A 23796-nucleotide genomic window follows, 5' to 3' on the forward strand; every position below is an offset into this window, starting at 1 on the left:
CGACAAAGAATACTGCGCTGTTACATGCGGGCAGCCTGAGAAAGCGTACTGCCCGGTGTCATACGGGTCGCATACGCGTGTAGGTCAGTGCCTCGCCGACGTTGGTGACGGTCTTGACCTTGATGCCGTCCGGGATGGGACCGGCGTCCTCGGGGACGATGGCGTAGTTGAAGCCCAACCGGGCGGCCTCGGCGAGCCGGCGACCCAAACCGGCCACGCGGCGCACCTCGCCTGCCAGACCCACTTCGCCCAGAATCACCATCCCCGCGGGAAGCGGCTGATCGCGAACCGCCGATGCCACCGCCGCAGCCAGGGCGAGGTCCGCCGACGGTTCGCTGGTGCGCATTCCGCCGACAGTCGCCGCGTAGACCTCGGCCTTGGACACCTTCACTCCACACCGACGCTCGAGAACAGCCAGGATCATCGCCACGCGGGCGTGGTCCAGCCCACTGACTGCGCGCCGCGGCGACGGCATCGCGGTGTCGACGATCAGTGCCTGCAGCTCGGCCAGCAGCGGCCGTTTGCCGTCCATGGTGACGGTGACCGCCGTACCGGGGACGGCGTCGTTTCGGTGATGCAGAAACAGCCCGGACGGATCGCTGATGCCGACGATGCCGGTTTCTCGCAACTCGAAACAGCCCACTTCGTCCGAGGCACCGAACCGGTTCTTGACGCCGCGGATCATCCGCAGGGTGGAGTGTTTGTCGCCCTCGAAATTGAGCACCACGTCGACGAGGTGCTCGAGCGAGCGCGGGCCGGCGACCGCGCCCTCCTTGGTGACGTGCCCGACGAGCAGCACCGCAACCCCGGTGGTCTTGGCCAGCGTGGTCAGCGCGCTCGTGATGGCGCGGACCTGGGTGACCCCGCCGATGACGCCGTCGACGTCCGCGGCGAGCATCGTTTGTACCGAGTCGACGATCAACAGGCTCGGCTTGACCTGTTCCACGTGGCCGAACACCGTGGCGAGGTCGGACTCGGCAGCGAGGAAGACTCGCTCGTGTACCGCGCCGGTGCGGTCGGCGCGCAACCGCACCTGACCCGCCGACTCCTCGCCCGTGACGTAGAGCGCGCGGCGATCCGGTGCCGAGCGGGCCCACCGGTGCACGACCTCGAGGAGCAGCGTCGATTTGCCGACTCCCGGCTCGCCGGCGAGGAGTACGACCGAACCGGGAACCAGACCGCCGCCCAGCACGCGGTCGAACTCGTCGATTCCGGTGGTGTTGGCTTGGGAGGTGGCGCTACTGATGGTCGTCAGAGCCGCCGCCGGCGTGGTGGGAATCATGGCCCCGCCGCCGGAGCGAAGAGCCGATGCGCCGGCCCGCGTCGCCAGTGGAGCGGCGGTGGCCTGAACCTCGTCCATCGAGCCCCAGTTACCGCATTCGGGGCAGCGGCCGACCCATTTCGAGACCGAGTGATGGCATGCAGAGCATCGGTAGCTCGACTTCAGTTTGACCACGTCGAGAGCCTAACGATCGGCACCGACAGGGTCGGATGACCTGGACCGGAGCGGTCAGTGCCCGCCGCCGCTGTGCTCGGAAACGGCTTCTTCCGAGCGCTCGAGCTCGTGCCCGGCATCGATGGGAACGTTGACGACGACCTCGCCCGCGTTGGCGAACCGGAAGGTGACCGGCAGAGTGAGGCCCGGTCGAACGTTCTCGGTGATGTCGGCCATCTCGACCTTGATCAGCTGGATCGGCAGCAGCGGGTCGTCGAGCTGAACGTCGGCGGGCGAACCTGCGCCGAGCGCGGTCAGCGGTGCGATCTCGTTGCTCCCGGCTTCCGCCTCGTCGACGATGGTGACCTGAGCCTCGGGGGAGGAGATGCCGGTCAGCTCGTCGGCCACACCCGGGTTGGAATTGATGGCCGTGAAGCCGAGCTCGACGGTGCCACCGGGGGTGATGCTGTATTCCTCGGAGGTGGGGTACACCACGTGGACGTTGCGAAGCTGGATGTCACCGACGTCGGCGGAGTTACCGTTGACTGCGGCTACCTGGGTGGCGGTCTGAGAGATCTGGCCTGCGCCGCACGCGGTGAGGGCGAGCGCGCCACCGGCGAGAAGTGCCAGGGCGGTGGCCGTCCTGCGAGGGCGGCCAAGCAATGTCGCAGTGTCGATTGCAGTCACTTCGGTCGTCCTCCATGTGGTGCCGGGCCGGCTCGGTCCATCTCGTCCACTAGGCAGAGTAGTAGTTCTCGTCCACCGGCTGCTCGTGGGGTCTGCCACTGATCCACGGAACGCCATGTGAGGGTCGTGTCACCAGTGGAACCAGCAGTGCGACCCACGTGCGAATGTGGCCCCGGATACACGTCGATCCGTCTGTGTCAACCCCTGATTCGGCGTCACTGTGCCCCTGACCTGCACCGTTGATATGAGGCGTGGTATTCTGGGTAAATCGAAAGGGGCACTTGTCACATGATTTTCAAGGTCGGAGACACCGTCGTTTACCCCCATCACGGAGCGGCGCTGATCGAAGCGATAGAGACACGCACCATCAAGGGTGAACCGAGAGAGTATCTGGTTCTCAAGGTCGCGCAAGGCGATCTCACCGTTCGAGTTCCCGCGGACAACGCAGAGTACGTAGGCGTTCGCGACGTCGTCGGGCAAGAAGGTCTCGACAAAGTCTTTCAGGTGCTTCGCGCGCCGCACACCGAAGAGCCCACCAACTGGTCGCGCCGCTACAAGGCCAACCTGGAGAAGCTTGCTTCCGGTGACGTGAACAAGGTGGCCGAGGTCGTCCGCGATCTCTGGCGACGCGAGCAGGATCGCGGATTGTCCGCAGGCGAGAAGCGCATGCTCGCCAAGGCTCGTCAGATTCTGGTCGGCGAGCTCGCACTTGCCGAGGGAACCGATCAGGCCAAGGCCGACACCATGCTCGACGAAGTTCTCGCTACAGCTTCTTAGAGTGAACGGTACTGCCGGCGACGTAGTCGCTCTGGTACCTGCAGCAGGCAAAGGCCTTCGGCTCGGATACGACGAGCCGAAGGCATTCGTCGCTCTGGGTGCCGACTCTCTTCTGACGCGGTCCGTCGACGGTCTCCGGGCTTCGGGTGTCGTCGATCGCATCGTCGTCATCGTTCCCGTCGATCTGCTCGACGCGGCCCGCCGTCATGTAAGCGACGACGTCGTTGTCGTCGCGGGTGGTCTCGAGCGCACCGATTCGGTGCGCGCCGGTCTCGCCGCTGTCGGTGACGCCGCCGTCGTGCTCGTCCACGACGCCGCCCGCGCCCTCACCCCGCCGGCGCTGATCGCCCGCGTCGTCGCCGAGGTGCGAGCCGGACGCCACGCCGTCATCCCGGTTCTTCCCGTCGTCGACACCATCAAGGAAGTCGACCTCATGGGCGCTGTGGTCGGCACCCCGGATCGCTCGAGTCTGCGCTCGGTACAGACCCCTCAGGGCTTCGACGCCGACGTGCTGCGTCGCGCTTACGACGCGACCACCGACATCTCCACCGACGATGCGGGCCTGGTCGAGCGCATCGGCGAGACGGTGCACACCATCGTCGGCGATGCTCTCGCGTTCAAGATCACCACTCCACACGACCTGCTACTGGCGAAGGCGTTGTTATGAGACTCGTCGCATGAGGGTGGGCATCGGCACCGACGTCCATCCCATCGCACCCGGTCGGCCCTGTTGGCTGGCCGGCTTGTTGTTCGAGGACGCGGACGGGCTCGAGGGGCATTCCGATGGCGATGTCGCCTCGCATGCCCTGTGCGACGCGTTGCTGTCCGCGGCCGGTCTGGGCGATCTCGGATCGGTTTTCGGGACTGGGCGTCCGGAGTGGGACGGGGTCAGCGGAGCGGCCATGTTGACCGAGGTCAAGCGCTTGTTGGACGCAGACGGATTCGCGATCGGCAACGCCGCGGTGCAGATCATCGGCAACCGGCCCAAGATCGGACCGCGTCGCGTCGAAGCGCAGGAAGTTCTTTCGCAGGTGCTCGGCGCGCCGGTATCGGTGTCTGCGACCACCACCGACGGGCTCGGGCTGACCGGTCGAGGTGAAGGAATCGCGGCCATCGCGACCGCACTTGTCATGACGAGGTAAAACCACCGGTAGCATTGCTGGTCGTGACCCTTCACCTACACGACACCGAGACGAGGGCCCTGCGGGAATTCACCCCCTTGGTCCCTGGCCATGTATCGGTGTACCTGTGTGGGGCGACTGTGCAGGGCGAGCCCCATATCGGCCATGTGCGCAGCGGCGTCGCATTCGACGTACTGCGCCGCTGGCTGCTGGCCCATGACTACGACGTCGCCTTCGTTCGCAACGTCACCGACATCGACGACAAGATCCTGAACAAGGCGCGCGACGCAGGCCGTCCGTGGTGGGAGTGGGCCGCGACGTACGAGCGTTCGTTCACCTGGGCCTACGACCGTCTCGGGGTGCTGCCGCCGTCTGCGGAGCCGCGCGCGACCGGGCACATCACGCAGATGGTTCAGATGATCCAGCGGTTGATCGAACGCGGCCACGCCTACGCCGACGAGTGCGGTGACGTCTACTTCGACGTGCAGAGCTTTCCGAGTTACGGCGCGCTGTCCGGTCACAAGCTCGACGACGTGCACCAGGGCGAGAGCGTCGCCGAGGGCAAGCGGGATCCCCGCGACTTCACCCTGTGGAAGGGCGCGAAGCCCGACGAGCCGTCGTGGCCGACGCCGTGGGGCCCCGGCCGTCCGGGCTGGCACCTCGAATGCTCGGCGATGGCGGAGAACTACCTCGGTGCGGACTTCGACATCCACTGTGGCGGGCTGGATCTGGTGTTCCCGCACCACGAGAACGAGCGCGCGCAGTCGATGGCGGCCGGTGACGGTTTCTCGCGGTACTGGCTGCACAACGGGTGGGTGACGATGGGCGGCGAGAAGATGTCGAAGTCCCTCGGCAACGTGCTCTCGGTACCGAATGTGCTCAAAAAGGTTCGGCCGCAAGAGCTTCGGTTCTACCTCGGTGGCGCACACTACCGCTCGATGCTCGAGTACTCCGATACCGCGCTCGAGACCGCGGCCGTGACGTATCGGGGCATCGAGGGGTTCGTGCGGCGAGCCGTCGAACGCGCCGGTGACGTACCGATGGGCAAGTGGACCACCGGGTTCGCCGAGGCCCTCGACGACGATCTCGGAGTTCCCAAGGCGTTGGCGGAGATTCACGCCACCGTCACACTCGGCAACACCGCACTCGAATCCGGTGATCTACCGGCAGCGGTGGAGTATGCGGGCAGCGTGCGGGCGATGCTCGACATCCTCGGTGTCGACCCACTCGATCCGCACTGGAGCAACGACAGTGGTTCCGACGCAGCAGCTCTGGGCGCCCTCGGCGTCCTGGTCGAGGCCGAGCTGGAGCGTCGAGCAACGGCGAAGGCGACCAAGGACTGGGCCGCCGCCGACGACATACGGACAAGACTGGCCAAGGCCGGAGTCGACGTGACAGATACACCCAACGGGCCGGAATGGTCGTTGGGTACGAGCAAGACCGACGAAGCAGGTTTGTGATGGCAGGCAATTCGAGTAGGCGCGGCGCAATCCGCAAGGACGGCACCAAGAAGGGGCAGGTCGCCGGCTCCGGTGGCCGCCGCCGCAAGGGGTTGGAGGGACGTGGCGCGACGCCTCCCGCCTCCGAGCGCACCAAGCATCCCGCCGCGCGTCGGGCCAAGCTCGCCGAGAAGTCCGCAACGAACCGCGGCGGTGCCACCGGTGGCCGCGCGGGCGGACGACCGGCCGGACGCAAGGCCGAAGACGGTCCCGAGGTAGTTCTGGGACGTAACCCGGTGGTCGAGTGCCTGCGCGCAGGCGTGCCCGCCACGGCGCTGTGGGTTGCCGTCGGAACCGACAGTGACGATCGGCTCAAGGAAGCCGTACAGCGCGCAGGCGATGCGCGCATCTCCATCCTCGAGGTACCTCGCTCGGATCTGGACAAGCTCAGCGCCAACGGACTGCACCAGGGCCTGGCCCTGCAGGTGCCGCCGTACCGCTACGCGCATCCCGACGATCTGATCTCGAACGCGCGCACCCACCAGGAGCCTGCGTTGTTGGTGGCTCTGGACAACATCACCGACCCCCGCAACCTCGGTGCCGTCGTGCGATCGGTGGCGGCCTTCGGCGGCCATGGCGTCGTGATCCCGCAGCGTCGCAGTGCGAGCGTGTCCGCGGTGGCGTGGCGAACCAGCGCCGGCGCCGCAGCCCGCCTGCCGATCGCCCGTGCCGTGAATCTGACTCGCACACTGAAGGATTGGCAGTCCAAGGGCGTCACCGTCGTCGGCCTCGACGCGGGCGGCGACACCGAACTCGACACCTTCGACGGTAAAGGTCCGGTCGTGATCGTCGTCGGATCCGAGGGCAAGGGCCTCTCGCGCCTGGTCAGCGAGACCTGCGATCACATCCTGTCGATCCCGATGGCCGGGCCGGTCGAGTCCCTCAACGCATCCGTCGCAGCGGGCGTCGTGCTGGCCGACATCGCGCGTCAGCGTCGAGGCTGAAGCGCGGACCTCACACCCTTTCTGCAAACCTCACACCCCTGCTATCGCTTGAATGGGTGTGTGAGGTCGAGAAAAGGGGTGTGAGGTTGGGTGCGGCCGGGATCAACCGACAGCGCGGAAGCGTATCCGGCTGCCGGGGGTCAACTGTGCGGCTGCGGCCCCGTCAGCGGCGGTGACGACAGCGATCACCGGGTAGCCGCCCGTCACCGGGTGGTCGGCGAGAAACAACACCGGCTGCCCGGACGGCGGAACCTGCAGCGCTCCGAGAACCATTCCCTCACTGGCCAACTCGCCGTCGATGGCGCGGGTCAGCGGTTCGGCGCCGTCGAGCCTGATGCCGACGCGATCCGAGTCCTGAGTGACCGTCCACGGCTGGCTCAACAGGAGTGATCGGGCGCGCTCGGTGAACCAGTTCTCGCGCGGCCCGAGCGTCACGTGCAATGTGGTTCGGATCGGTGGGGGCGGTACGAAATCTGCCGCGGGCCACTCGGCGCTGTCGTTACCCACAACGAGCACGGTGCCGGGTGAGAGCGCTTCGGGCCCGAGACCGGACATCGTGTCCGTGGCGCGGCTACCGAGGACGGCGGGGACGTCGATTCCGCCCCGCACGGCCAGGTAATTGCGCAGACCCCATGTGGGCGTGGCCAATTCCAGATCGTGTCCGGCTCGGAGCAGAAGCGTCGAATGCAGTCCATGCTGAATGCCGTCGATGCGGCAGATCGAATGCGCCCCGGTGACGGACACGAGAGCGTCGAACTCGGCCCGCAGCTTCAGGCCACCGAACGTCACTTCCAGTGTCGCGGCATCGGAGTTGTTGCCCACCAATCGATTTGCAGCATCGTGCGAGAGGAGGTCCGCGGCACCCGAGCGCCCGACGCCGATCGACGCGTGCCCCGGGCGACCGCGATCCTGCACGGTGCACAGTGGCCCCGTCTGCAGAACGGTCAGGGCTCTCATGCTCGCTCGAATCGGACGGTGGTTCCGGGCCGCAGCAGCGCGGGTGGCTCGCGGTCGAGATTCCACAGTGTCGCGTCGGTGCGCCCGATGAGTTGCCAACCTCCGGGTGACGATCGCGGATAGATGCCCGAGAACTCGCCCGCCAAACTCACCGAACCGGCCGGAACGCTGGTACGCGGTGACGCGCGCCGCGGGACGTGCAGTCGCGTATCGGTGCCGACGAGATAACCGAAGCCGGGTGCGAAGCCGCCGAACGCGACCGTCCACACTTGGTCTGTATGTGCAGCAATGACTTCGGCGGTGGAGAGTCCCGTCAGGCCGGCCACCTCGTCGAGGTCTGCGCCGTCGTAGATCACCGGGACGGACACGGTGTCGGACCGGTCGTCGTCGGTTGTGCCTGAGGGTTCGACGGCCGAGATCCAGTCCGATATCGGCTGCCGTGGCCCGTCGAAACACACCAGCACGGTGCGCGCGGCGGGCACCAGATCGACGACCCCAGGCGGTGGGTCGGCCACCATGGCCCGGTAGTGCATCATCGTTTCGTCCAGCCCGTCGAATTCGACGAGTGTTGCATTCTCACCGGCCGGCAGGACGCGCATCAGACGAAGGCTGTCACGTCGATACCGTTGGCGTGCAGCAACTCCGATACCGCGGTGGCCATCGCGACTGCGCCGGGGGAGTCGCCGTGCAGGCAGATGGACTCGGCGTGAACGTCGATGCGCGAGCCGTCCAGAGCCAGGGCAGTGCCCTCGGTGATCATGGTCAGCACGCGTTGGGCGACGACGTCGGGATCGGACAGCACGGCACCGGGTTCTGAGCGGGAGACCAGCGTTCCCTGTGGGGTATATGCGCGGTCTGCGAAAGCCTCTGTCACGGTGCGCAGCCCGGCTCGCTCGGCTTCTTCGAGGAACACCGAACCGGGTAGCCCGAGTACAGGCAGCGTCGGGTCGTACGCGGTGACGGCGTCGACCACGGCTTTGGCCTGACCGCGATGGTGCACGATGGCGTTGTACAGGGCCCCATGCGGTTTGACATAGGCGATCGCCGAACCGGCCACCTGTGCGAGCGCATCGAGCGCGCCCATCTGATAGATCACGTCGGCGGTGAGGTCGGTAGGAGAGACGTCGAGAAAGCGTCTGCCGAAACCGGCGAGGTCGTGATAGCCGACCTGCGCTCCGATCCGGACGGCACCGTCGGTTGCCGAGCGGCACGTGCGCAGCAGGGTGGTGGGATCACCGGCATGGAAGCCACACGCAACGTTGGCGCTCGACACCAGGGCGAGCATGGCGTCGTCGTCGCCGAGAGTCCACGCACCGTAGCTTTCGCCCAGGTCTGCGTTGAGGTCGATGGACGTCACCTGCGACATCCTATGCGGTGACGAGCCGTCCGGAATTGGCCTTGCGGGTTCCGCCGACAGCGCGGCAGAGAAGGTAGATCACGAAGGAAATCGTGGTGACGAACGTCGAGACCGGCAGGCCGGGAGCGAGGGAGAGCAAAATGCCTCCGACGGCAGCGATCTCGGCGAACAGGATGGACAGCAGCGTTGCCTTGAGTGGGCTCGCCGTCACCCGTGCGGCGGCCGCGGCCGGGGTGATGAGCAGCGAGAGCACCAGCAGTGCACCGACGATCTGGACGCCCAGTGCGCACGCAACACCGACGAGCACGGCGAAGACGACCGAGAGCGCACGGACGGGGACTCCGCGAGCCAGCGCCACCTCGGGGTCGGTGCTGGCGAACAGCAGCGGTCGGTAGACCACGGTGAGGACGATCAGCACCAGTACGGCGCACACCAGCAGCAGCTGAATTCCGCTCTGCCCCACGCCGACGATCTGGCCGATGAGCAGCGAGAAGCTGGTGCCGGTTCGGCCGGGATAGAGCCAGATGAAGAGCACCGACAGGCCGAGGCCGAAGGACATGATGACGCCGATGACCGAGTCGCGGTCGCGGGCCTTGCTGCCGAGCAGAGCGAACATCACTGCCGCGACAACGGATCCCACGATGGCTCCGAGGCCCACGGTGATGCCGACGAGCAATGCCGCTGATGCGCCGGTGAGCGAGAGCTCACTCGATCCGTGCACCGCGAACGCCCATTGGCGACTGACTATCAGCGGGCCGAGTGCGCCGGCGAGCAAGCCGAGTATCGCGGCGGCGAGCAGTGCCTGCTGGACGAAGTCGTAGGTCAGCAGATTTGCGGTGGTGTCGAAGTCGAGCATCTTCGAGAATGCGTCGAGAACTTTCTCGTTCATGCTTTGTCTTTCCTCGGGTTCTCGGCCGGGTGGTGTGCGCCCGCAGAGCCCAGGGCGTCGATGGAGTCACCGGTGCCGACGACGACGAGCCGGCCACGGACCTTCAGTACCTCGACCTCGGTGCCGTACAGCTCGGAGAGCACCTCGGTGGTCATGACGTCCTCGGGGGTGCCGATGCGGAATCGGCCGTCGACGATGTAGACGATGCGGTCGACGAGCGGGAGTATCGGGTTGATCTCGTGCGTCACGAACAGCACTGCCGTCTCGTGCTCACGGCGTCGGCGATCGATGAGGCTCGAGACCAGGGACTGGTTGGCGAGGTCGAGGCTGAGCAGCGGTTCGTCGCACAGCAGTACCGACGGATCGCCGACGAGAGCCTGCGCGATACGCAGCCGCTGCTGCTCACCGCCGGACATCGAGCCGACGGGTGCGCCGGCGAAAGAGTTGGCGTCGACCTGATCGATCGCGCGCTGCACGGTCTCCTTGCGCTGCCGCATACCGCGCAGACCCATGCCCCACCGGTGACCGTCCCAGCCGAGGCCGACGAGATCGCGTCCGCGCAGGGGTAGGTCGTCGTCGATGTTGCGTTGCTGGGGCACGTATCCGACGCCCGACTGACCGCGACGAACGGGATGACCGTCGATCGCGGCCGTGCCGGACGTGAGGTGATTCTGGCCGAGCAGCACCTTGAGCAGAGACGTCTTGCCCGAGCCGTTGGGGCCGAGAACGGCGACGAACTCGCCCTTCTCGACCGCCAGGTCCAGGTTCTGCCACAGCGTGCGCTCACCGAACGCCAGTCCGGCATCGCGCAGTTCTACAGCAGGCATGCACTACAGCTTTCCATCAGCCGGTCCGAGATCAGGAGGCGGATCGGCTCAAGGGGTGGTCGCGAGGGCGGCCTGCAGATCCGTTGCGGCCTTGGTCTGCCACTCGATGTACGTCATCCCGGCGGGCAGGGTTTCGGTGACCTCGACCACGGGGATGCCTGCGGCTTCACTGGTGGCGCGAATGTCCTGTGTGACAGCGTCTTCGGTCTGGGTGTTGTAGACCAGCGCACGAACGGACTTGGACGTGAACAGATCACGCGTGGCCGCGATCGAGGCGGGCGACGGGTCGTTGCCCTCTTCGATGGAGTCCTTGAAGTCCTCGGGAGTGCGGTCGTCGAGATCGGACTCCTCGATGAGGTAATGCGCGATCGGCTCGGTCTGCGCCACCGGTGCGTCGGGGTGATCGGCGGCGATCTTCGCCGTCACGTCGGTGATGCCGTGAGCCTGCTCGTGGAACGTCTCGGCGTTGGCGGTGTACTGCGCGGCGTTGTCGGGATCGAGCTGACCGAGCTTGTCGGCGATCTCCTCGGCAGTGTGCGCCGCCACTTCGGCGTTGTACCAGACGTGTTCGTTGACCTCGCTGTGCGAGTGGCCGTGGTCTTCCTCGGCGGTGGTCTCTGCAGTCGTCTCGGCGGTGCTCTCGGACTCGTGATCGTGGCCGGCGTCGAGCAGGGTGAAAGCGTCGACCGACGGAACGTTCTTGCCCTCGGAGCCGAGGATGTCCTCGATGAACTGGTCGTAGCCGCCACCGTTGTAGACCACGAGCGACGCCTCGGCGACGGCAGCGGCGTCGGCCGGGCTCGCCTCGTAGGAGTGCGGGTCTGCGGAAGGGTCGGCAATGATCGACTTCACGGTGGCCAGATTGCCTGCCACTGCTTCGGCGACGCTTCCCCAGACGTTCGTCGACGCGACGATCGTGATCGGTCCGTCGACTGGGTTGGCCGGGGCGGACTCGGTGCTCGCCGGTTCGCTCGAGCTGCATGCGCTCATCGCAAGAGTTGCGGCGCAGGTCAGACCGACCAGTGCTATGAGCTTGACCCGGGACGAGCGATGGGTGGACGACATCGATGTACTCCTGATGAGCGGGGCTTGACGCTAATGGAAACCGTTACCGTTGTACTCTAGCGCTCGACGGGGTGGTCGATCCAATCGGACGAACGTGACCTCGAATTTCACTGCGGGGCGTTGTGGGACTAACGTCCCGGTCATGGTCAGGTCAAGCGAACCACGACGTCAGGCGACGTTGGCGTCGATCGCGGCCGAACTGAAAGTATCGCGAACCACCGTCTCGAACGCCTACAACCGCCCCGATCAACTCTCGCCCGAACTACGCGAACGTGTACTGCAGGCGGCCAAGCGACGCGGATACGCCGGCCCCGACCCGGTCGCGCGATCGCTGCGCACCCGCAAGGCCGGAGCCATCGGACTGCTCCTCACCGAAGCCCTCAGCTACTCCTTCCGCGACCCCGCCGCGATGAGCTTCCTCGCCGGACTCGCCGAATCCTGCGAAGCAGCAGGGCAAGGCCTACTGCTCATCCCCGCCGGAGCCGAACGCGACGACGTGCAAGCCGCTGCCGTGGTCCAACAAGCAGGAGTCGACGGATTCGTCGTCTACTCCGTCGCCGACGACGACCCCTACCTCGCAGCCGTCCGCGAACGGCACCTGCCGATCGTGGTCTGTGATCAGCCCCGCAACATCCCCGAAGCGGCCCTCGTCGCCATCGACGACCGAGTGGCAATGAAAATGCTTGCCGCACATCTGATCTCGCTGGGTCACGAGCACCTCGCCGTCCTGTGCATGCGGCTCGGACGCGACCGCCGCGATGGCGTCGTACCCCCAGGGAGGCTGGCGGACAGTCACTTCCACGTCCAGCGCGAACGCATCGCCGGAGTGCAAGCCGCCATGATCGACGCCGGACTCGACCCCGACACCCTCACCGTCGTCGAACGCTTCGACCACACCGTCCGCTCCGGCCACTCCGCCGCGGCCCAAGCCCTGCAGGCGAACCGCGACACCACCGCCCTGCTGTGCACCACCGACGTCATCGCTCTCGGCGCACTCAATTTCGCGAGAGTCTCGGGAATCGATGTGCCGAGCCAACTCTCGGTCACCGGATTCGACGGCATCTCCGACGCCATCCGCGAGAACCTCACCACCGTGCGCCAAGACGCCGAGGAAAAAGGCCGTCGAGCAGGCAAACTGGTGCTCTCGTCCTCCCATTCGGGCATCGTCGCCGCCGAAACCCTGCCCACCGAACTCTTCCGCGGACGAACAGCAGGACCGCCGCCGAAGCAGCCGCCCGCTATCGCCTGATCGGCCGTCGTCCGCCGTCCGCCAGCTGCCCCGCCTTCCCAGTTCGCGTCAATGGACCACTGCACGGCTCAGACGTATGCAATGCGCCATTGACCCGGAGCATCCCGGTGGGTGAATGAACCATTGCACGGGTCAGACGTATGCAAGGGTCCATTGACGCAGCTGCGGTGAGCCCTAGGCGCTGAGCAACCTCGCGCAGCGCAGTAGACCCAGATGACTGTAGGCCTGCGGGTGGTTGCCGAGCGATCGTTCGGCGATGGGGTCGTATTCCTCACTGAGCAGGCCGGTGGGGCCTGCGGCACTGACGAGTTGGGCGAACAGTGCTTCGGCTTCGGCGCGTTGTCCCACCAGAAGGTAGGCCTCGACGAGCCAGGCCGCGCACAGGTGGAAGCCGCCTTCGCCGCCGGGGAGGCCGTCGTCGTGGCGGTATCGGTAGACGGTCGAGCCACTACGCAGTTCGGCTTCGGTGGCGGTGACGGTGGCCGCGAAGCGTGAGTCTGCCGGGTCGATCAGTCCGGACAGGCCGATGTACAACGTCGCAGCGTCGAGGTCGGTGCCGTCGTATGCGGCGGTGAAGGACTGCACTTCCTCGTTCCAGCCGTTGGCGAGTACTTCCTCGGCGATGGTCTCGCGCAGTGTCGACCACCCGGGTTCTGCTGTGCGGCCGAATGTTTCGGCCAAGCCAATGGCGCGGTCGACGGTGATCCAGCCCATAACCTTGGAGTAGACGTGGTGACGGGGATTGTCGCGGATCTCCCAGATGCCGTGATCGGGCTCGAACCAACGACGCTCGACGGCTTCGACCATGGCGCGGACCAATTCCCAATCGTCGTTGGAGAGACCGTTGTCCGACCCCGCAGCCTTACGTGCGTGGGCGAGGGCCGACACCAATTCGACGATGGGTCCGAAGACGTCGAGCTGAACCTGTTGATTCGCAGCATTTCCCACGCGCACCGGACGCGAACCGGCGTAACCGGGTAGTTCGTCGATGACGGCTTCGGGCGGAAGCCCGAGACCCCAGATGGTGTAGAGCGGGTGCAGGCGCTCCGGGCCGGAGACCGACTCGAGCACTCCGTGAATCCAGGAGAGGTAGTTCTCGGCCTCGGCCATCGATCCCACATCGACCAGTGCGGATGCGGTGAGCGCTGCGTCGCGCAGCCAGCAGTAGCGGTAGTCCCAGTTACGCACTCCGCCGATGTCCTCGGGCAGCGACGTGGTGGCCGCAGCCATGATCGAACCGGACTCGGCGTGTACCAGGCCGCGCAGGGTCAGGGCCGACCGCTTCATCAGATCGCGTTTGAGCGGCGGCAGGTCCAGGCCGTCGGCCCACTCCTTCCAGTACGCCTCGGATGCTCGACGACGCTCCACCTCGGCCCAGGGGTGCTCGCTCAGATCGTCTGTGCCGAGCCGTAATTCGAGAACGATCGGACCGTTGGAAGGATCGACTTCGGCGTGCGCGGTCTGCTGAGATCCGTCGGAAACGACGTTCCAGGTGACGCCGGGACTGCGCAGCACCATCGGATCCGCAGTACCGAGGATGCGCAGGCCGTCGGCGTCGGGTTCGAGTGAAGCCCAGGCCTTTCCGAATTCCGGCCGCGGCGCGAAGGTCACCACGGCGGTGGCCTTGCCGGTGATGACGCGGGTCAACGCGGTCTGGCCCTGGCCGATGTCGTGCGGGAGGTAGTCGGTGACCTGCAGGCTGGCCCACTTGGTCTGCACCGTCATGGTGCCGTCCACGTACTGCTGGCTGAGGGGCAGCGAGGCGCGGGTGGGTCCGACGCTGAAGTGACCGGCCTGATCGCCGCCGAGCAGGTGCGCGAACACGGCTGCGGAGTCGGGCTCGGGATGACACAGCCAGGTGACGTCCGCGTCGGGAGTAAGCAGCGCAACGGCATTGGGGCTGGCCAACATCGTCAGTCGTTCGATACGCGGGGCGTCGGCTCCGGAGAGCCACTGCCGACGCTCTTCGAGCAGAAAGGCCAAGGCCACTGCAACATGCTCGGTGCTGTCGATGCGGAACTCGGCGAGGGTGTCTCCCGGCCCGATCTTGACGCCGATGTCCGGTCCGTGCAGATGGGCGAACGCTTTCTCGTCGGTGACGTCGTCGCCGAAGAAGACTGCGGCAGTAGCGGATTCCTGATGGCGCAGGATGTCGAGGGCGACTCCCTTGTTGGTGACGATGACGGCGAGCTCGATAACGGATTTGCCCTCGGTCACCTCGACGCCGTCACGCGCAGCTGCGCCCGAACGTACGGCTGCGAGCGCCTGCTCACCGGCAGCGGTCTCGGCATTGCGCACGTGCAGCGCGACGCTCGCCGGCTTGGTCTCGATACTCACGCCGGGATGGGCGTCGGCGATGACCTGCAGCTCGCCGGTGATGAGCGTGAGGAGCTTCTTGGCGTCGTCGTCGATGGCGTTGACGAACCCGGCGTCGAACTCGCTGCCGTGGCTGCCAACCAGCTGCACCTCGGACGGTAGCCGCGAGAGGATCGCGAGATCACGGAGGGCGCGTCCGGAGATGACGGCGGCGTTGGTGCCGGCCAGTGAGGCGAGCCCGCGCATGGCGCTGACCGACTCGGGGTGCGGGAAGGCCTTCTGCGGGTCGGAGACGATCGGCGCCATGGTGCCGTCGTAATCGGACGCGACGAGAAGACGCGGAGTCCGAGCTACTCCAACGAGCGCGCGGCGAAGTTCGAGCGGCAATTCGAGAGCAGTCACCCGTCGAATCTAGGCGATGAACCGCGCCTCGGTGTACCTGGCTTTGTGCGCTCGATGTATCACTGCTGGTCGGGCACCAGTCCGGGCGACGGCGTCACACCCGATGCCGCCGACATCGATGCAGCGGACTTTGTGACGATGGCCAACATGGCTCGTTGTGCGGCGTCGGCGTCTCCGGACTGGATCGACGAGGCGACCACGCCGTGCAGCCGGATGGCCTCCGGGTCCGCCTGCCGCGACATCAGCGCATGACGGGTGCGTCCGGCGAGCACCTCGACCACGATGTCGGACATCGACCGCAACATGGGATTGCCCGAGGCCGCGAGCAACGTGCGATGAAAGTTGCTGTCGTGTTCGAGGTAGGCCTCGGAGTCGGCGGCTCGGGATGTCGACGACATTCCGATGACGGCAGCCGTCAACGCTCCGCATTGCTCGGGCGTTGCTCGATGCGCCGCGAGCTTGGCCGCCAAAGGCTCGATGCCCGAACGTAGTTCGCTGAGCAGCAGAAGTTGCTCGGCGCGCGCAGGCCCGGCGAGTTGCCAGCGAATCACCACCGGGTCGAGGGAATTCCAGTTCTCCGAGCCCAGCACGGTGATTCCCACGCGCCGCCGGACGGTGAGCAGGCCAAGCGATTCGAGGACGCGAACGACTTCGCGCACCACGGTCCTCGACACGGTGAAGCGCACGGCGACGTCGTCGGCCGAAATCCGGGTTCCGCTCGGAATTGCGCCGCTCACGATGTCGCGACCGAGCTCGTCGAGCACCGAATCGTGCAGTTGGCGGAAGTCGCTGGTCTCGCTCATGTCGAATCGATCGTCCCACGGGTGGCCCGGTTTCTCGCGTCTGTCCGATCCGCGCGAGCGAGATGGAGCAGTATCGAGGGATGGCAGCACAGACGACAGGCAGAGCGCATCATCCGGTTCTCGTAGTGATGGGCGTGTCCGGCTCGGGCAAGTCGACGGTGGCGGGCATCCTCGCCGGAGCGTTGAAATGGGACCTGCAGGAGGGCGACGACCTGCATCCGGAGGCCAATGTGGCGAAGATGGCGTCGGGTCAGCCGTTGACCGACGAGGACCGCTGGCCGTGGCTGGACGTCATCGCCGAGTGGATCACCGATCACACCACCGCGGGTCGATCGGGGATCGTGACGTGCTCGGCACTGAAACGGTCGTACCGAGACGTGCTGAGCGCGGCATCGAGGGAGGGCTCGGAGGTGATTTTCGTGCATCTGGCGGGAACCAAGGATCGAATCAGCGGTCGACTCAACGCTCGGATGGACCATTTCATGCCGTCCTCGCTGCTCGACACGCAGATCTCGACCCTCGAACCATTGGGCGACGACGAAAACGCCATCGTCGTCGACATCGGTCCGCCGCCGACCAAGATCGCCGAGCACATTCTCCTCGAACTCGAAAAACGGGCAGGGATGTCCGAGAGTCACTGAGTCGAGGCTCCGGCAGGACGGGATCGATGTGGATTTCAGTCGCTCGTAGTGCGGCAATGGGCCATTCATCCGCACCGAGGGTCGAAACGGGGCGGGCATCTGCGATCGGATGCCGAGTAAGTGCAAGTTTCAAGCAAGCACGCTTGCTTTTAAGTACTACGAATGGACGAAAGGGCTTGTAAAAGTATGACGAATGCGAGAGGGTGAGCTTGTTCACTTTCCAGTGAGGAGACAGCTCATGGTGCGAGGCGCACCCGCCAGGCCGGTTCAACTTCCCGTCCCGAACGCCGACGTCTGGGACTGGCAACTCGACGGACTGTGTCGCGGATTGGACTCGTCGGTGTTCTTCCACCCCGAAGGTGAACGAGGCCGCGCCCGCACCTCGCGAGAGAAGACCGCCAAGCAGGTCTGCGGCCGCTGCCCAGTACTGGAACAATGCCGCCAGCACGCCCTCGAAGCGAACGAGCCCTACGGCGTGTGGGGCGGAATGTCGGCACACGATCGCGCCGACTTCTACCGCGGAGCGATCCGGACCGCTTGATCGCGATGCGGAGTCGATGTGGAGATCTCGTAGATGATCTCCAGGCCGTCTTCGTCATCCCATTGTTCACCCATCTCGACGAATCCGAAGCTCTTGACGAGAGTCGACGAAGGCGCGTTGCCCGGTGCGACGGTGGCGCGAACGGTAGTCACTTCGTGGCGGCTTTGCGCAACGGCGAGAAGGGTTTCCACGGAACGCCGGGCATAGCCTCGGCGACGAAGCTCCGGGTCGACTCGATACCCGATCTCCACCATCCCCCGCTCGTCGGGCGCGCCGTGGAAGCCGGCCACACCGACCGGCAGCATGACGTCCGGATCGACCATCAGCCGCGTGATCCACGGTGCATCAGCAGGGGTGTCGTCGATCTGCTTGCTTCTCATCCGGCACAAGCTGCGGCATTCGATCCCCGCGATGTACGGCGAAATACCCTGCGCTGCAAGTGCACTCGGCCGGTCCGATGCCAGCTCGTGAACAACGATCGACGGCACCACGTCCAGATGCAGTCGTGACTGCTCGGGCCGGGGATGATGCCATGGAGTGCTCGTCATCGTCATTGCCGAAAGCCTGCCACGATGAAACTCGTTCTTGCTCGATCTCCGCAGCACTGGTGTCGGTCACCCGGGAGGCATTAGCCTTCGGTCATGCTCACCGGGATGGCATCGCGCCACGCACGGATCGGTGACCCGGCGCTCTTTTGAAACAATCGCGCAGGAGAGTTGATGCTCACCAGGACCTTCGACATTCCCACGGCGGATGGTCGTGCCGACGTCTTTGCTGCATTTCCCGAACACGACGGGCCGCTTCCAGGTGTCCTCATGTATCCCGACGCCTTCGGTATACGGCCCGCGCTGCGAGCCATGGCGGAAAAACTGGCCGACCATGGTTACTACGTGCTCGTCCCCAATCTCTTCTACCGACACGGTCGAGCCCCATTGGCCGAGCTCCCGGACCATATCGGGGAGGAAACCAGGCCCGCAATCGTCGACCGATTGATGCCTTTGATTCGTCAGCACACAGCCGAGCGCGTCGTGAGCGACGCCGATGCCTTCCTTCGATTCCTCGCGGCGCAACCCGAAGTGAGCGACGGCTCAGTCGGGGTGATCGGCTATTGCATAGGCGGCTTGGTCGCCACGCGAACAGCTGCCGCCTACCCCGACCGGGTAGCCGCGACGGCCGCGTTTCACGGCCCGGTGGGGGCAGACGGAACCGACGAGCTCGCGAAGATCACCGGCCGAATGCACTTCGGCCACGCCGCAAGTGACCTGACACCGGACGAGTTGAGCAAGCTGAACGACGCGCTCGATGCCGCGCATTTGGATTACACCTCGGAGATCTACCCGGGCACGGTTCACGGCTTCACGATGTCCGATACCGACGCTTTCGACGAAGCCGGGTCTCGGAGACATTGGAAGCGGCTGCTCGCCCTGTTGAACAGCACGCTCACGCCCGTCTGACTCTCGTCGGTGGGGTGCCGGTCCCAGCGCGCCTTCACTCGATTATCTTGACCACAGTCGCCGGAACCCCGGCCACCAGTGTTCGTGGGGGAACGTCGCGAGTGACAACAGCACCCGCACCGACTATGGCATCGGCACCTACGGTGACGCCTTGCATGATCAGTGCTGACGTTCCGATCCAGACGTTCCGCCCGATAATGATCGGTGCCGAGGTGATCCCCGACCGTCGTCCGACGGGTTCTGTCGGATGCCCTGAGGTAATCAGGCTGACGTTGGGGCCCAGCATCACGTCGTCGCCGATGTCGATCCCACCGAGGTCGTTGAAGCGGCAGTTCTGATTCACGAACACATTTCTGCCGATACGTATGTTGGTCCCGTGGTCCGAAAAGACCGGTGGAATGAGGTGAAAGGCGTCGTCGACGGTCTGTCCGGTCAGTTCCCGCCATCCCTCACGAATGGCCTGTTGATCTGTGTACGGGAGGGTGCTGAGTCTTCCTGTGAGCAGGATTGCGCGCTGCACTCTTTCGGCGAAGTTCATGGAGGTCCTGTCATCGAACATCTTTCGGATGGGCAAGTCGAGCAAACTGCACTCGTCGGTGCTCGACAAACAACCTCGGTGGCGGCGAGCCACAACCGATGGTTGTCCGTATAGGGTGCGAACGTGGATACGGAGGCTGTACGGACGTTCGTGGCAGCCGCGGACGGAGGTCAGTTCCAGGCGGCTGCCGACGAGTTGGGGCTGACTCAACAAGCTGTATCCAAACGTATTGCGGCACTGGAAAGAAGCCTCGGTGTCTCGCTCTTCGTTCGGTCCGGAAGAGGCGCCCAGTTGAGTGTGGACGGACAATCTTTCCTGCCCCACGCGCGCGAGTTGGTGAGAGGCGCACAGCGGGCCGCCGATTCGGTGGCGTTGGGCAACAGGGCATTACGGGTTGATGTCCTCAACCGCCGCACGGCTCCTGCGGCTTCACTGCAGGCATTCCACAGAATTCACCCGCACATCGATCTGGACGTCGTCACGCTTCCCGACGCGAACACCGACGTTGCCCTCGCCGCCGTTACCGCGGGCAGTGTCGACGCTACCTTTCGCGCTCTCGGTCACGTTCGTAAACAACAGCTTTCGGCTGATCTGCGATCCGCGCGCGTCATCGACGATCGCCACCAACTGCTCACGGGACCGAAGCATCCACTCGCGCACGCTGCGACCGTGACCCTTGCCGACCTGTGCGCACATCGGATCTGGATGCCTGGCATGCGCGCCGACTCCCAATGGAGTGCGTACTACGACGAGCTCGGCCGCACGTTCGGTATCCGAATCGACACGATCGGACCCAGTTTCGGGGTCGACGTATTACTCGAAGAACTCGCGACCTCCGCCGATTTGTCCACCCTGGTCGGGGAAGGGTCTCGATATCTATGGCCCGAATCTTACGATTTGCGCAGGATCCCGATCGTCGACCCCAGCCCGATCTATCCGCATTCGATTGTTTGGCGCGATGACAACCGGCAACCCGCACTACGTGCATTCCTCGAATATCTACGCAGCACGCAGGACAATACTGCCGTCGGCCCGACCTGGACGCCGCCTTCTTGGGCTTGAGGGCCCGCAAGGTCGCCGAGGCATGCACGTATTGGCCAGACAGGCACATTCGGCATTTGCGACTCGTAGTCGGAGTGCGCAGATGTGTTCCATTTTTTGGACCGTGCTCAGCACATCACTGGGCAAACACTCCGTATCAACGGTGGCGCATTCACGACGCGATAGCCCGGTGCATCGGGGAGTGGTCTGTCGTTCGTTCCGCCCTGGGTCGTTCCGCCCTGGGTCGTTCCGCAGGCTCCACTCCATGCGAACTTGTCGGTGGGCTCGTGTTTCATGACGTTCCATGAACAAGGTCCTGCGTGCGACGCTCGTCAGTGCGGTCGTCATCACCACCGTCATCGGAATCGCGTCTTTCGTGCTGAGTTTCGCTGCTCTGTGGGATCTCGCCACGATGGCAGGTGTCCCGCGCTCGTTGTCGTGGTTGTGGCCGGTGATCGTCGACGGCACCATTCTGCAGGCCACGATCTCCGTCATCGCGCTGGCCCAATTCGAGGACCAACGCAGTGGACGACGCTTCTTCTGGGGTGTGTTGATCACTGCAGCTCTGGTGAGTATCGGCGCAAATGCCATGCACGCCTTCATCTCCGACGCCGGAACACTGCATCCGGCATTGTCGGCGGCCATCGCGACCGTCGCCCCGGTTAGCCTGTTGGCTGCGACCCACGGACTCGGCATCCTCGTTCGCGTACCAGCGGAGCTGCCGAAAACCACGAACATCTCCGACGCCGACGAACTTATCGCCGACAAACCTGCTGCCAATGAGCCCGCCTCCAGTGAACCTGCCGAGGAGCCGACAGTCGCCGTCCAGAGAGCTGAACCGGCCAGACTCGCAGCCACGCCGCCCACACCCGAGATACCTGCGCCCGCTCCCGAGGAACGCGTCGAACCGGTCCGCACCGAGGACTTCGCCCCCGAATCGCGGCTCACGACGGTGCGTACTGTCGAACCTCTCGACGAGGTCGATCGCTGGATTCTCGACGAGGAACGGGTGGACGATCTCTATCCCGTCGACGCCCCATGACATCCGGTGGCACCATCGAAGTATGAGTTCACACCTGCCGAGATCCGTCGTTCCGGAGAAGCCGAAGCCAGGCCAGGAATCGGTCTGGGATTACCCCCGTCCGCCGCGGCTCGAGTCCTCCAATCGCTCCCTCGTCGTCCGGCTCGGCGGCGAGGTGGTCGCCCGCACCACCGCCGCGTACCGAGTGCTCGAGACGAGCCACCCACCGACCTGGTACATCTCACCCGCAGACGTCGTCCCGGGCGCGTTGACAGCGTCGGAGGCCCGGTCGACGCACTGCGAATGGAAGGGCGCGGCGACGTACTGGGACGTCCACGGTGGGGATGCCGTCGCGCCCGCCGCGGGGTGGAGTTACGAGAACCCGACCCCACAGTTCGCCGCCATCGCCGGATACCTCGCCTTCTCTCCGAGCCGCCTCGACTGCGAGATCGACGGCGAGGCGGTCCGGCCCCAGGAAGGCGGGTTCTACGAGGGCTGGATCACCGACGACGTCGTCGGTCCGTTCAAAGGGATCCCCGGCTCCTACGGCTGGTGACGTCTAACCGCCTGGCAGCTCTGCGCGGGTGATGATCTGAATCGAACTGGTCGCGCCCGGGTCGCTGCCGGTCACCACCACGTTTCCGGTTCGCGGATCGACCGCAACGGAATTGGCCTGCGTCACCGTCGGAACATCGCCGAGGGGGCGCGGGGCCGCAGGATTCGAGACGTCGACCACCCTCAGAAGATTCGATGCGGTCAGCGTCACGAACAGCAACCGGCGGTCGCGGTCCACGGCCAGCCCGTACGGGTTTCCGGGCGCGTCGATCGAGGAGATCTGCCGAATCTGCACGTTGCCCCCAGCCGACTCGACCGAGGCAACAAGCACCGTCCCACCGTCGGTGTCGGCGAATCCGGCCGTCATCTCGTCCACCGTCACGGCATGGGTGAGCTTGACGCCGATCGGGGCCCGTGCCACCTCGCGTTGCGCCATGCCGTCGTAGACCCACACCCCGTTGCCCTGCACATCCGCGACGGCAGCATAGGGCCCGACAGCAGCGACACCACCGGGTTGGACAGGCCCCGGGGGTAGCTCCGACAGCACCAAACCGTCTCGTAGGAAGATCACTCCGCCACCCATTTCGTTGGTGGCCACGATGGTTCCGTCGGAGGTCGAGACCGCGTCGTGTGGTTGCCGGCCGACGCCGGTGGCGGTCGACAGGATTGCGCCGTCGGCGAGTGAGACCTCGAGCAGTTCGTCACTGCCCTCGAGGGGAACCAGTACCGGGCCGTCGGGACCGCCGAGCGAGAGGTGCCGCGGCGCACCGGTTGTCGGGACCATCTGCCGGACGACGCCGGTGGCCGCGTCGAACAGCACCACGCCGTCGGGTTCGCGGACTCCGGCGGCTGCGATTCCGGACGTTCCCACCACGACACCCTCGGGGGCGCCGGGAAGGGGAACGACGGTCCCGATCGGGTCCTTCGATTCCGGGGCCTGCGCGGGTTCGGCAGCGGGAGTCGTTGCGGGAGAGGCCGGCTCGTCGACGGTATCCGTCGAACATCCGACCAGCAGCACGCAGGCCGTGAGCGCCGCAGCGAGGCGAACCCTCATGATCGACGGTACTGCTCGAAGTGCAGGGCATCGTCGAGTGGTCGTCGGGTGCGCCAGCCGAAACGCTCCAGATCGGGTACTTCCTGGAACGACTCGACCGGGCCCACGCACAGCCACGCGATCGGCCGGACCGGTGCGGGGATGTCGAGTAGTTCGGTGAGGTATGCCTCGTCGTAGAACGAAACCCACCCGACGCCGACGTTCTCCGCTATCGCTGCGAGCCACAGGTTCTCGATGGCGAGCACGGCGGAGAACAGTCCGGTGTCGTCGACGGTGTCGCGGCCGAGGACGTGCCGTCCGCCGCGGTTCGGATCGTAGGTGACCACCACTCCGGTTCCGCTGGTCTCGATTCCCTCGATACGTATGGGATCGAACGTCTTTCGTCGTTCCTCGTCGAGCTTGTCGGCGAAGTCCTGGCGACATCCGGCCACGTGTGCTGCGAATGTGGCCAGCGTGTCGGGCTTGCGAACCACCACGAAGTCCCAGGGCTGGGTGTTGCCGACGCTCGGGGCCTGATGCGCTGCCCCAAGAATGCGGCGCAGTGTCTCGTCGTCGACGACGGTTCCGTCGAACTCGGCGCGGACGTCGCGGCGTGATCGAATCGCTGCGTACACCGACAGGGC

26 protein-coding genes are annotated in these 23796 nt (G+C 65.6%); 12 read left to right on the forward strand and 14 right to left on the reverse strand.

All coding sequences use genetic code 11. The features are described from left to right. Positions 1-58: 58 nt before the first annotated feature. Both radA and ACNEOT_RS05970 read right to left on the reverse strand, forming a co-directional pair. Entirely contained in the window at positions 59-1456 is a 1398-nt protein-coding gene (gene radA, locus ACNEOT_RS05965) for a DNA repair protein RadA (RefSeq protein WP_415972922.1), read from the reverse strand. Between the two features lie 54 nt (positions 1457-1510). Next, positions 1511-2122, reverse strand: a complete 612-nt coding sequence (locus ACNEOT_RS05970) for a hypothetical protein (RefSeq protein ID WP_415972924.1) — start codon at positions 2120-2122, stop codon at positions 1511-1513. Positions 2123-2410: 288 nt separating this feature from the next. Between ACNEOT_RS05970 and ACNEOT_RS05975 the strand changes: the two genes are divergently transcribed. Genes ACNEOT_RS05975 through rlmB form a run of 5 tightly spaced genes read left to right on the forward strand, consistent with a single transcriptional unit; the run spans position 2411 to position 6463 of the window. Further along, the gene (locus ACNEOT_RS05975) at positions 2411-2899 is read left to right on the forward strand and encodes a CarD family transcriptional regulator (protein WP_027494344.1); all 489 of its coding nucleotides are present in this window, start codon (positions 2411-2413) and stop codon (positions 2897-2899) included. 1 nt (position 2900) lies between these two features. Further along, positions 2901-3566, forward strand: coding sequence for a 2-C-methyl-D-erythritol 4-phosphate cytidylyltransferase (gene ispD / locus ACNEOT_RS05980; protein ID WP_415972927.1), 666 nt, complete (start codon positions 2901-2903; stop codon positions 3564-3566). A gap of 10 nt (positions 3567-3576) precedes the next feature. Beyond that, positions 3577-4041, forward strand: a complete 465-nt coding sequence (gene ispF / locus ACNEOT_RS05985) for a 2-C-methyl-D-erythritol 2,4-cyclodiphosphate synthase (protein ID WP_415972929.1) — start codon at positions 3577-3579, stop codon at positions 4039-4041. 23 nt (positions 4042-4064) lie between these two features. Next, on the forward strand, positions 4065-5480 hold the full coding sequence (gene cysS, locus ACNEOT_RS05990) for a cysteine--tRNA ligase (protein WP_415972930.1): 1416 nt from the start codon (positions 4065-4067) through the stop codon (positions 5478-5480). Further along, complete coding sequence (rlmB, locus tag ACNEOT_RS05995; protein WP_415972932.1) at positions 5480-6463, forward strand: 23S rRNA (guanosine(2251)-2'-O)-methyltransferase RlmB; 984 nt, start codon at positions 5480-5482, stop codon at positions 6461-6463. Before cysS ends, rlmB begins: the two co-directional genes overlap by 1 nt. A gap of 102 nt (positions 6464-6565) precedes the next feature. Here rlmB and ACNEOT_RS06000 read toward each other — a convergent pair whose 3' ends face one another. The 6 genes from ACNEOT_RS06000 to ACNEOT_RS06025 are packed head-to-tail and all read right to left on the reverse strand — an operon-like array spanning position 6566 to position 11558. Next, the gene (locus tag ACNEOT_RS06000) at positions 6566-7420 is read right to left on the reverse strand and encodes a biotin-dependent carboxyltransferase family protein (RefSeq protein ID WP_415972934.1); all 855 of its coding nucleotides are present in this window, start codon (positions 7418-7420) and stop codon (positions 6566-6568) included. Beyond that, complete coding sequence (pxpB, locus tag ACNEOT_RS06005; protein WP_415972936.1) at positions 7417-8019, reverse strand: 5-oxoprolinase subunit PxpB; 603 nt, start codon at positions 8017-8019, stop codon at positions 7417-7419. The genes ACNEOT_RS06000 and pxpB overlap by 4 nt, the downstream gene beginning before the upstream one ends. Continuing rightward, the gene (locus tag ACNEOT_RS06010; protein ID WP_415972938.1) at positions 8019-8777 is read right to left on the reverse strand and encodes a LamB/YcsF family protein; all 759 of its coding nucleotides are present in this window, start codon (positions 8775-8777) and stop codon (positions 8019-8021) included. The genes pxpB and ACNEOT_RS06010 overlap by 1 nt, the downstream gene beginning before the upstream one ends. 10 nt (positions 8778-8787) lie before the next feature. Then, positions 8788-9666, reverse strand: coding sequence for a metal ABC transporter permease (locus ACNEOT_RS06015; protein ID WP_415972940.1), 879 nt, complete (start codon positions 9664-9666; stop codon positions 8788-8790). Further along, entirely contained in the window at positions 9663-10493 is an 831-nt protein-coding gene (locus ACNEOT_RS06020; RefSeq protein ID WP_415972941.1) for a metal ABC transporter ATP-binding protein, read from the reverse strand. Before ACNEOT_RS06020 ends, ACNEOT_RS06015 begins: the two co-directional genes overlap by 4 nt. Positions 10494-10541: 48 nt before the next feature. Beyond that, a complete protein-coding gene (locus ACNEOT_RS06025) occupies positions 10542-11558 on the reverse strand; it encodes a metal ABC transporter solute-binding protein, Zn/Mn family (RefSeq protein WP_415972942.1) in 1017 nt (338 codons plus the stop codon). 142 nt (positions 11559-11700) lie between these two features. Here ACNEOT_RS06025 and ACNEOT_RS06030 point away from each other — a divergent pair, with 142 nt between their 5' ends. Then, on the forward strand, positions 11701-12807 hold the full coding sequence (locus ACNEOT_RS06030) for a LacI family DNA-binding transcriptional regulator (protein WP_415972944.1): 1107 nt from the start codon (positions 11701-11703) through the stop codon (positions 12805-12807). Positions 12808-12981: 174 nt separating this feature from the next. Here the strand turns inward: ACNEOT_RS06030 and otsB are convergent, their stop codons facing one another. Both otsB and ACNEOT_RS06040 read right to left on the reverse strand, forming a co-directional pair. Then, entirely contained in the window at positions 12982-15525 is a 2544-nt protein-coding gene (otsB, locus tag ACNEOT_RS06035; RefSeq protein WP_415972946.1) for a trehalose-phosphatase, read from the reverse strand. 59 nt (positions 15526-15584) lie between these two features. Then, positions 15585-16328, reverse strand: coding sequence for a FadR/GntR family transcriptional regulator (locus ACNEOT_RS06040; protein ID WP_415972948.1), 744 nt, complete (start codon positions 16326-16328; stop codon positions 15585-15587). Positions 16329-16408: 80 nt separating this feature from the next. On the opposite strand from ACNEOT_RS06040, the gene ACNEOT_RS06045 reads away from it, so the two are divergent. Further along, positions 16409-16969, forward strand: a complete 561-nt coding sequence (locus ACNEOT_RS06045; protein ID WP_415972949.1) for a gluconokinase — start codon at positions 16409-16411, stop codon at positions 16967-16969. Between the two features lie 238 nt (positions 16970-17207). Next, the gene (locus tag ACNEOT_RS06050; protein WP_415972951.1) at positions 17208-17510 is read left to right on the forward strand and encodes a WhiB family transcriptional regulator; all 303 of its coding nucleotides are present in this window, start codon (positions 17208-17210) and stop codon (positions 17508-17510) included. Here ACNEOT_RS06050 and ACNEOT_RS06055 read toward each other — a convergent pair. After that, positions 17483-18064, reverse strand: a complete 582-nt coding sequence (locus tag ACNEOT_RS06055; RefSeq protein WP_415972953.1) for a GNAT family N-acetyltransferase — start codon at positions 18062-18064, stop codon at positions 17483-17485. The genes ACNEOT_RS06050 and ACNEOT_RS06055 overlap by 28 nt on opposite strands. Positions 18065-18229: 165 nt before the next feature. Between ACNEOT_RS06055 and ACNEOT_RS06060 the strand changes: the two genes are divergently transcribed. Then, positions 18230-18964, forward strand: coding sequence for a dienelactone hydrolase family protein (locus ACNEOT_RS06060; RefSeq protein WP_415972955.1), 735 nt, complete (start codon positions 18230-18232; stop codon positions 18962-18964). A 34-nt stretch (positions 18965-18998) separates the two neighbouring features. Here the strand turns inward: ACNEOT_RS06060 and ACNEOT_RS06065 are convergent, their stop codons facing one another. Continuing rightward, positions 18999-19502, reverse strand: a complete 504-nt coding sequence (locus ACNEOT_RS06065) for a sugar O-acetyltransferase (protein WP_415972957.1) — start codon at positions 19500-19502, stop codon at positions 18999-19001. Between the two features lie 123 nt (positions 19503-19625). On the opposite strand from ACNEOT_RS06065, the gene ACNEOT_RS06070 reads away from it, so the two are divergent. From ACNEOT_RS06070 to ACNEOT_RS06080, 3 genes are all read left to right on the forward strand, one after another. Further along, positions 19626-20564 (forward strand): LysR family transcriptional regulator, encoded by a 939-nt coding sequence (locus ACNEOT_RS06070; RefSeq protein WP_415972959.1) that lies wholly within the window; start codon positions 19626-19628, stop codon positions 20562-20564. Between the two features lie 283 nt (positions 20565-20847). Continuing rightward, positions 20848-21585 (forward strand): DUF2637 domain-containing protein, encoded by a 738-nt coding sequence (locus ACNEOT_RS06075; protein ID WP_415972961.1) that lies wholly within the window; start codon positions 20848-20850, stop codon positions 21583-21585. 22 nt (positions 21586-21607) lie between these two features. Continuing rightward, entirely contained in the window at positions 21608-22120 is a 513-nt protein-coding gene (locus tag ACNEOT_RS06080) for a DUF427 domain-containing protein (protein WP_415972963.1), read from the forward strand. 3 nt (positions 22121-22123) lie between these two features. On the opposite strand, the gene ACNEOT_RS06085 is transcribed toward ACNEOT_RS06080, so the two are convergent. Both ACNEOT_RS06085 and bluB read right to left on the reverse strand, forming a co-directional pair. Further along, the gene (locus ACNEOT_RS06085; RefSeq protein WP_415972964.1) at positions 22124-23173 is read right to left on the reverse strand and encodes a hypothetical protein; all 1050 of its coding nucleotides are present in this window, start codon (positions 23171-23173) and stop codon (positions 22124-22126) included. Next, positions 23170-23793: a 5,6-dimethylbenzimidazole synthase gene (gene bluB / locus ACNEOT_RS06090; RefSeq protein ID WP_415973670.1), complete on the reverse strand. Its 624-nt coding sequence runs from the start codon at positions 23791-23793 to the stop codon at positions 23170-23172. The genes ACNEOT_RS06085 and bluB overlap by 4 nt, the downstream gene beginning before the upstream one ends. Positions 23794-23796 lie beyond the last annotated feature (3 nt).

Source organism: Rhodococcus sp. 077-4 (assembly GCF_047782425.1).
GTDB lineage: Bacteria > Actinomycetota > Actinomycetes > Mycobacteriales > Mycobacteriaceae > Rhodococcoides.

Excerpts from the sequence above, each read along its gene's own strand:
- ACNEOT_RS05975 (WP_027494344.1), top strand. The coding sequence starts at position 2,411 with ATGATTTTCAAGGTCGGAGACACCGTCGTTTACCCCCATCACGGAGCG.
- ispF (WP_415972929.1), top strand. The coding sequence starts at position 3,577 with ATGAGGGTGGGCATCGGCACCGACGTCCATCCCATCGCACCCGGTCGG.
- rlmB (WP_415972932.1), top strand. The coding sequence starts at position 5,480 with ATGGCAGGCAATTCGAGTAGGCGCGGCGCAATCCGCAAGGACGGCACC.
- ACNEOT_RS06000 (WP_415972934.1), bottom strand. The coding sequence starts at position 7,420 with ATGAGAGCCCTGACCGTTCTGCAGACGGGGCCACTGTGCACCGTGCAG.
- pxpB (WP_415972936.1), bottom strand. The coding sequence starts at position 8,019 with ATGCGCGTCCTGCCGGCCGGTGAGAATGCAACACTCGTCGAATTCGAC.
- ACNEOT_RS06015 (WP_415972940.1), bottom strand. The coding sequence starts at position 9,666 with ATGAACGAGAAAGTTCTCGACGCATTCTCGAAGATGCTCGACTTCGAC.
- ACNEOT_RS06020 (WP_415972941.1), bottom strand. The coding sequence starts at position 10,493 with ATGCCTGCTGTAGAACTGCGCGATGCCGGACTGGCGTTCGGTGAGCGC.
- ACNEOT_RS06025 (WP_415972942.1), bottom strand. The coding sequence starts at position 11,558 with ATGTCGTCCACCCATCGCTCGTCCCGGGTCAAGCTCATAGCACTGGTC.
- ACNEOT_RS06030 (WP_415972944.1), top strand. The coding sequence starts at position 11,701 with ATGGTCAGGTCAAGCGAACCACGACGTCAGGCGACGTTGGCGTCGATC.
- ACNEOT_RS06040 (WP_415972948.1), bottom strand. The coding sequence starts at position 16,328 with ATGAGCGAGACCAGCGACTTCCGCCAACTGCACGATTCGGTGCTCGAC.
- ACNEOT_RS06045 (WP_415972949.1), top strand. The coding sequence starts at position 16,409 with ATGGCAGCACAGACGACAGGCAGAGCGCATCATCCGGTTCTCGTAGTG.
- ACNEOT_RS06050 (WP_415972951.1), top strand. The coding sequence starts at position 17,208 with ATGGTGCGAGGCGCACCCGCCAGGCCGGTTCAACTTCCCGTCCCGAAC.
- ACNEOT_RS06055 (WP_415972953.1), bottom strand. The coding sequence starts at position 18,064 with ATGACGATGACGAGCACTCCATGGCATCATCCCCGGCCCGAGCAGTCA.
- ACNEOT_RS06060 (WP_415972955.1), top strand. The coding sequence starts at position 18,230 with ATGCTCACCAGGACCTTCGACATTCCCACGGCGGATGGTCGTGCCGAC.
- ACNEOT_RS06065 (WP_415972957.1), bottom strand. The coding sequence starts at position 19,502 with ATGAACTTCGCCGAAAGAGTGCAGCGCGCAATCCTGCTCACAGGAAGA.
- ACNEOT_RS06075 (WP_415972961.1), top strand. The coding sequence starts at position 20,848 with ATGAACAAGGTCCTGCGTGCGACGCTCGTCAGTGCGGTCGTCATCACC.
- ACNEOT_RS06080 (WP_415972963.1), top strand. The coding sequence starts at position 21,608 with ATGAGTTCACACCTGCCGAGATCCGTCGTTCCGGAGAAGCCGAAGCCA.
- ACNEOT_RS06085 (WP_415972964.1), bottom strand. The coding sequence starts at position 23,173 with ATGAGGGTTCGCCTCGCTGCGGCGCTCACGGCCTGCGTGCTGCTGGTC.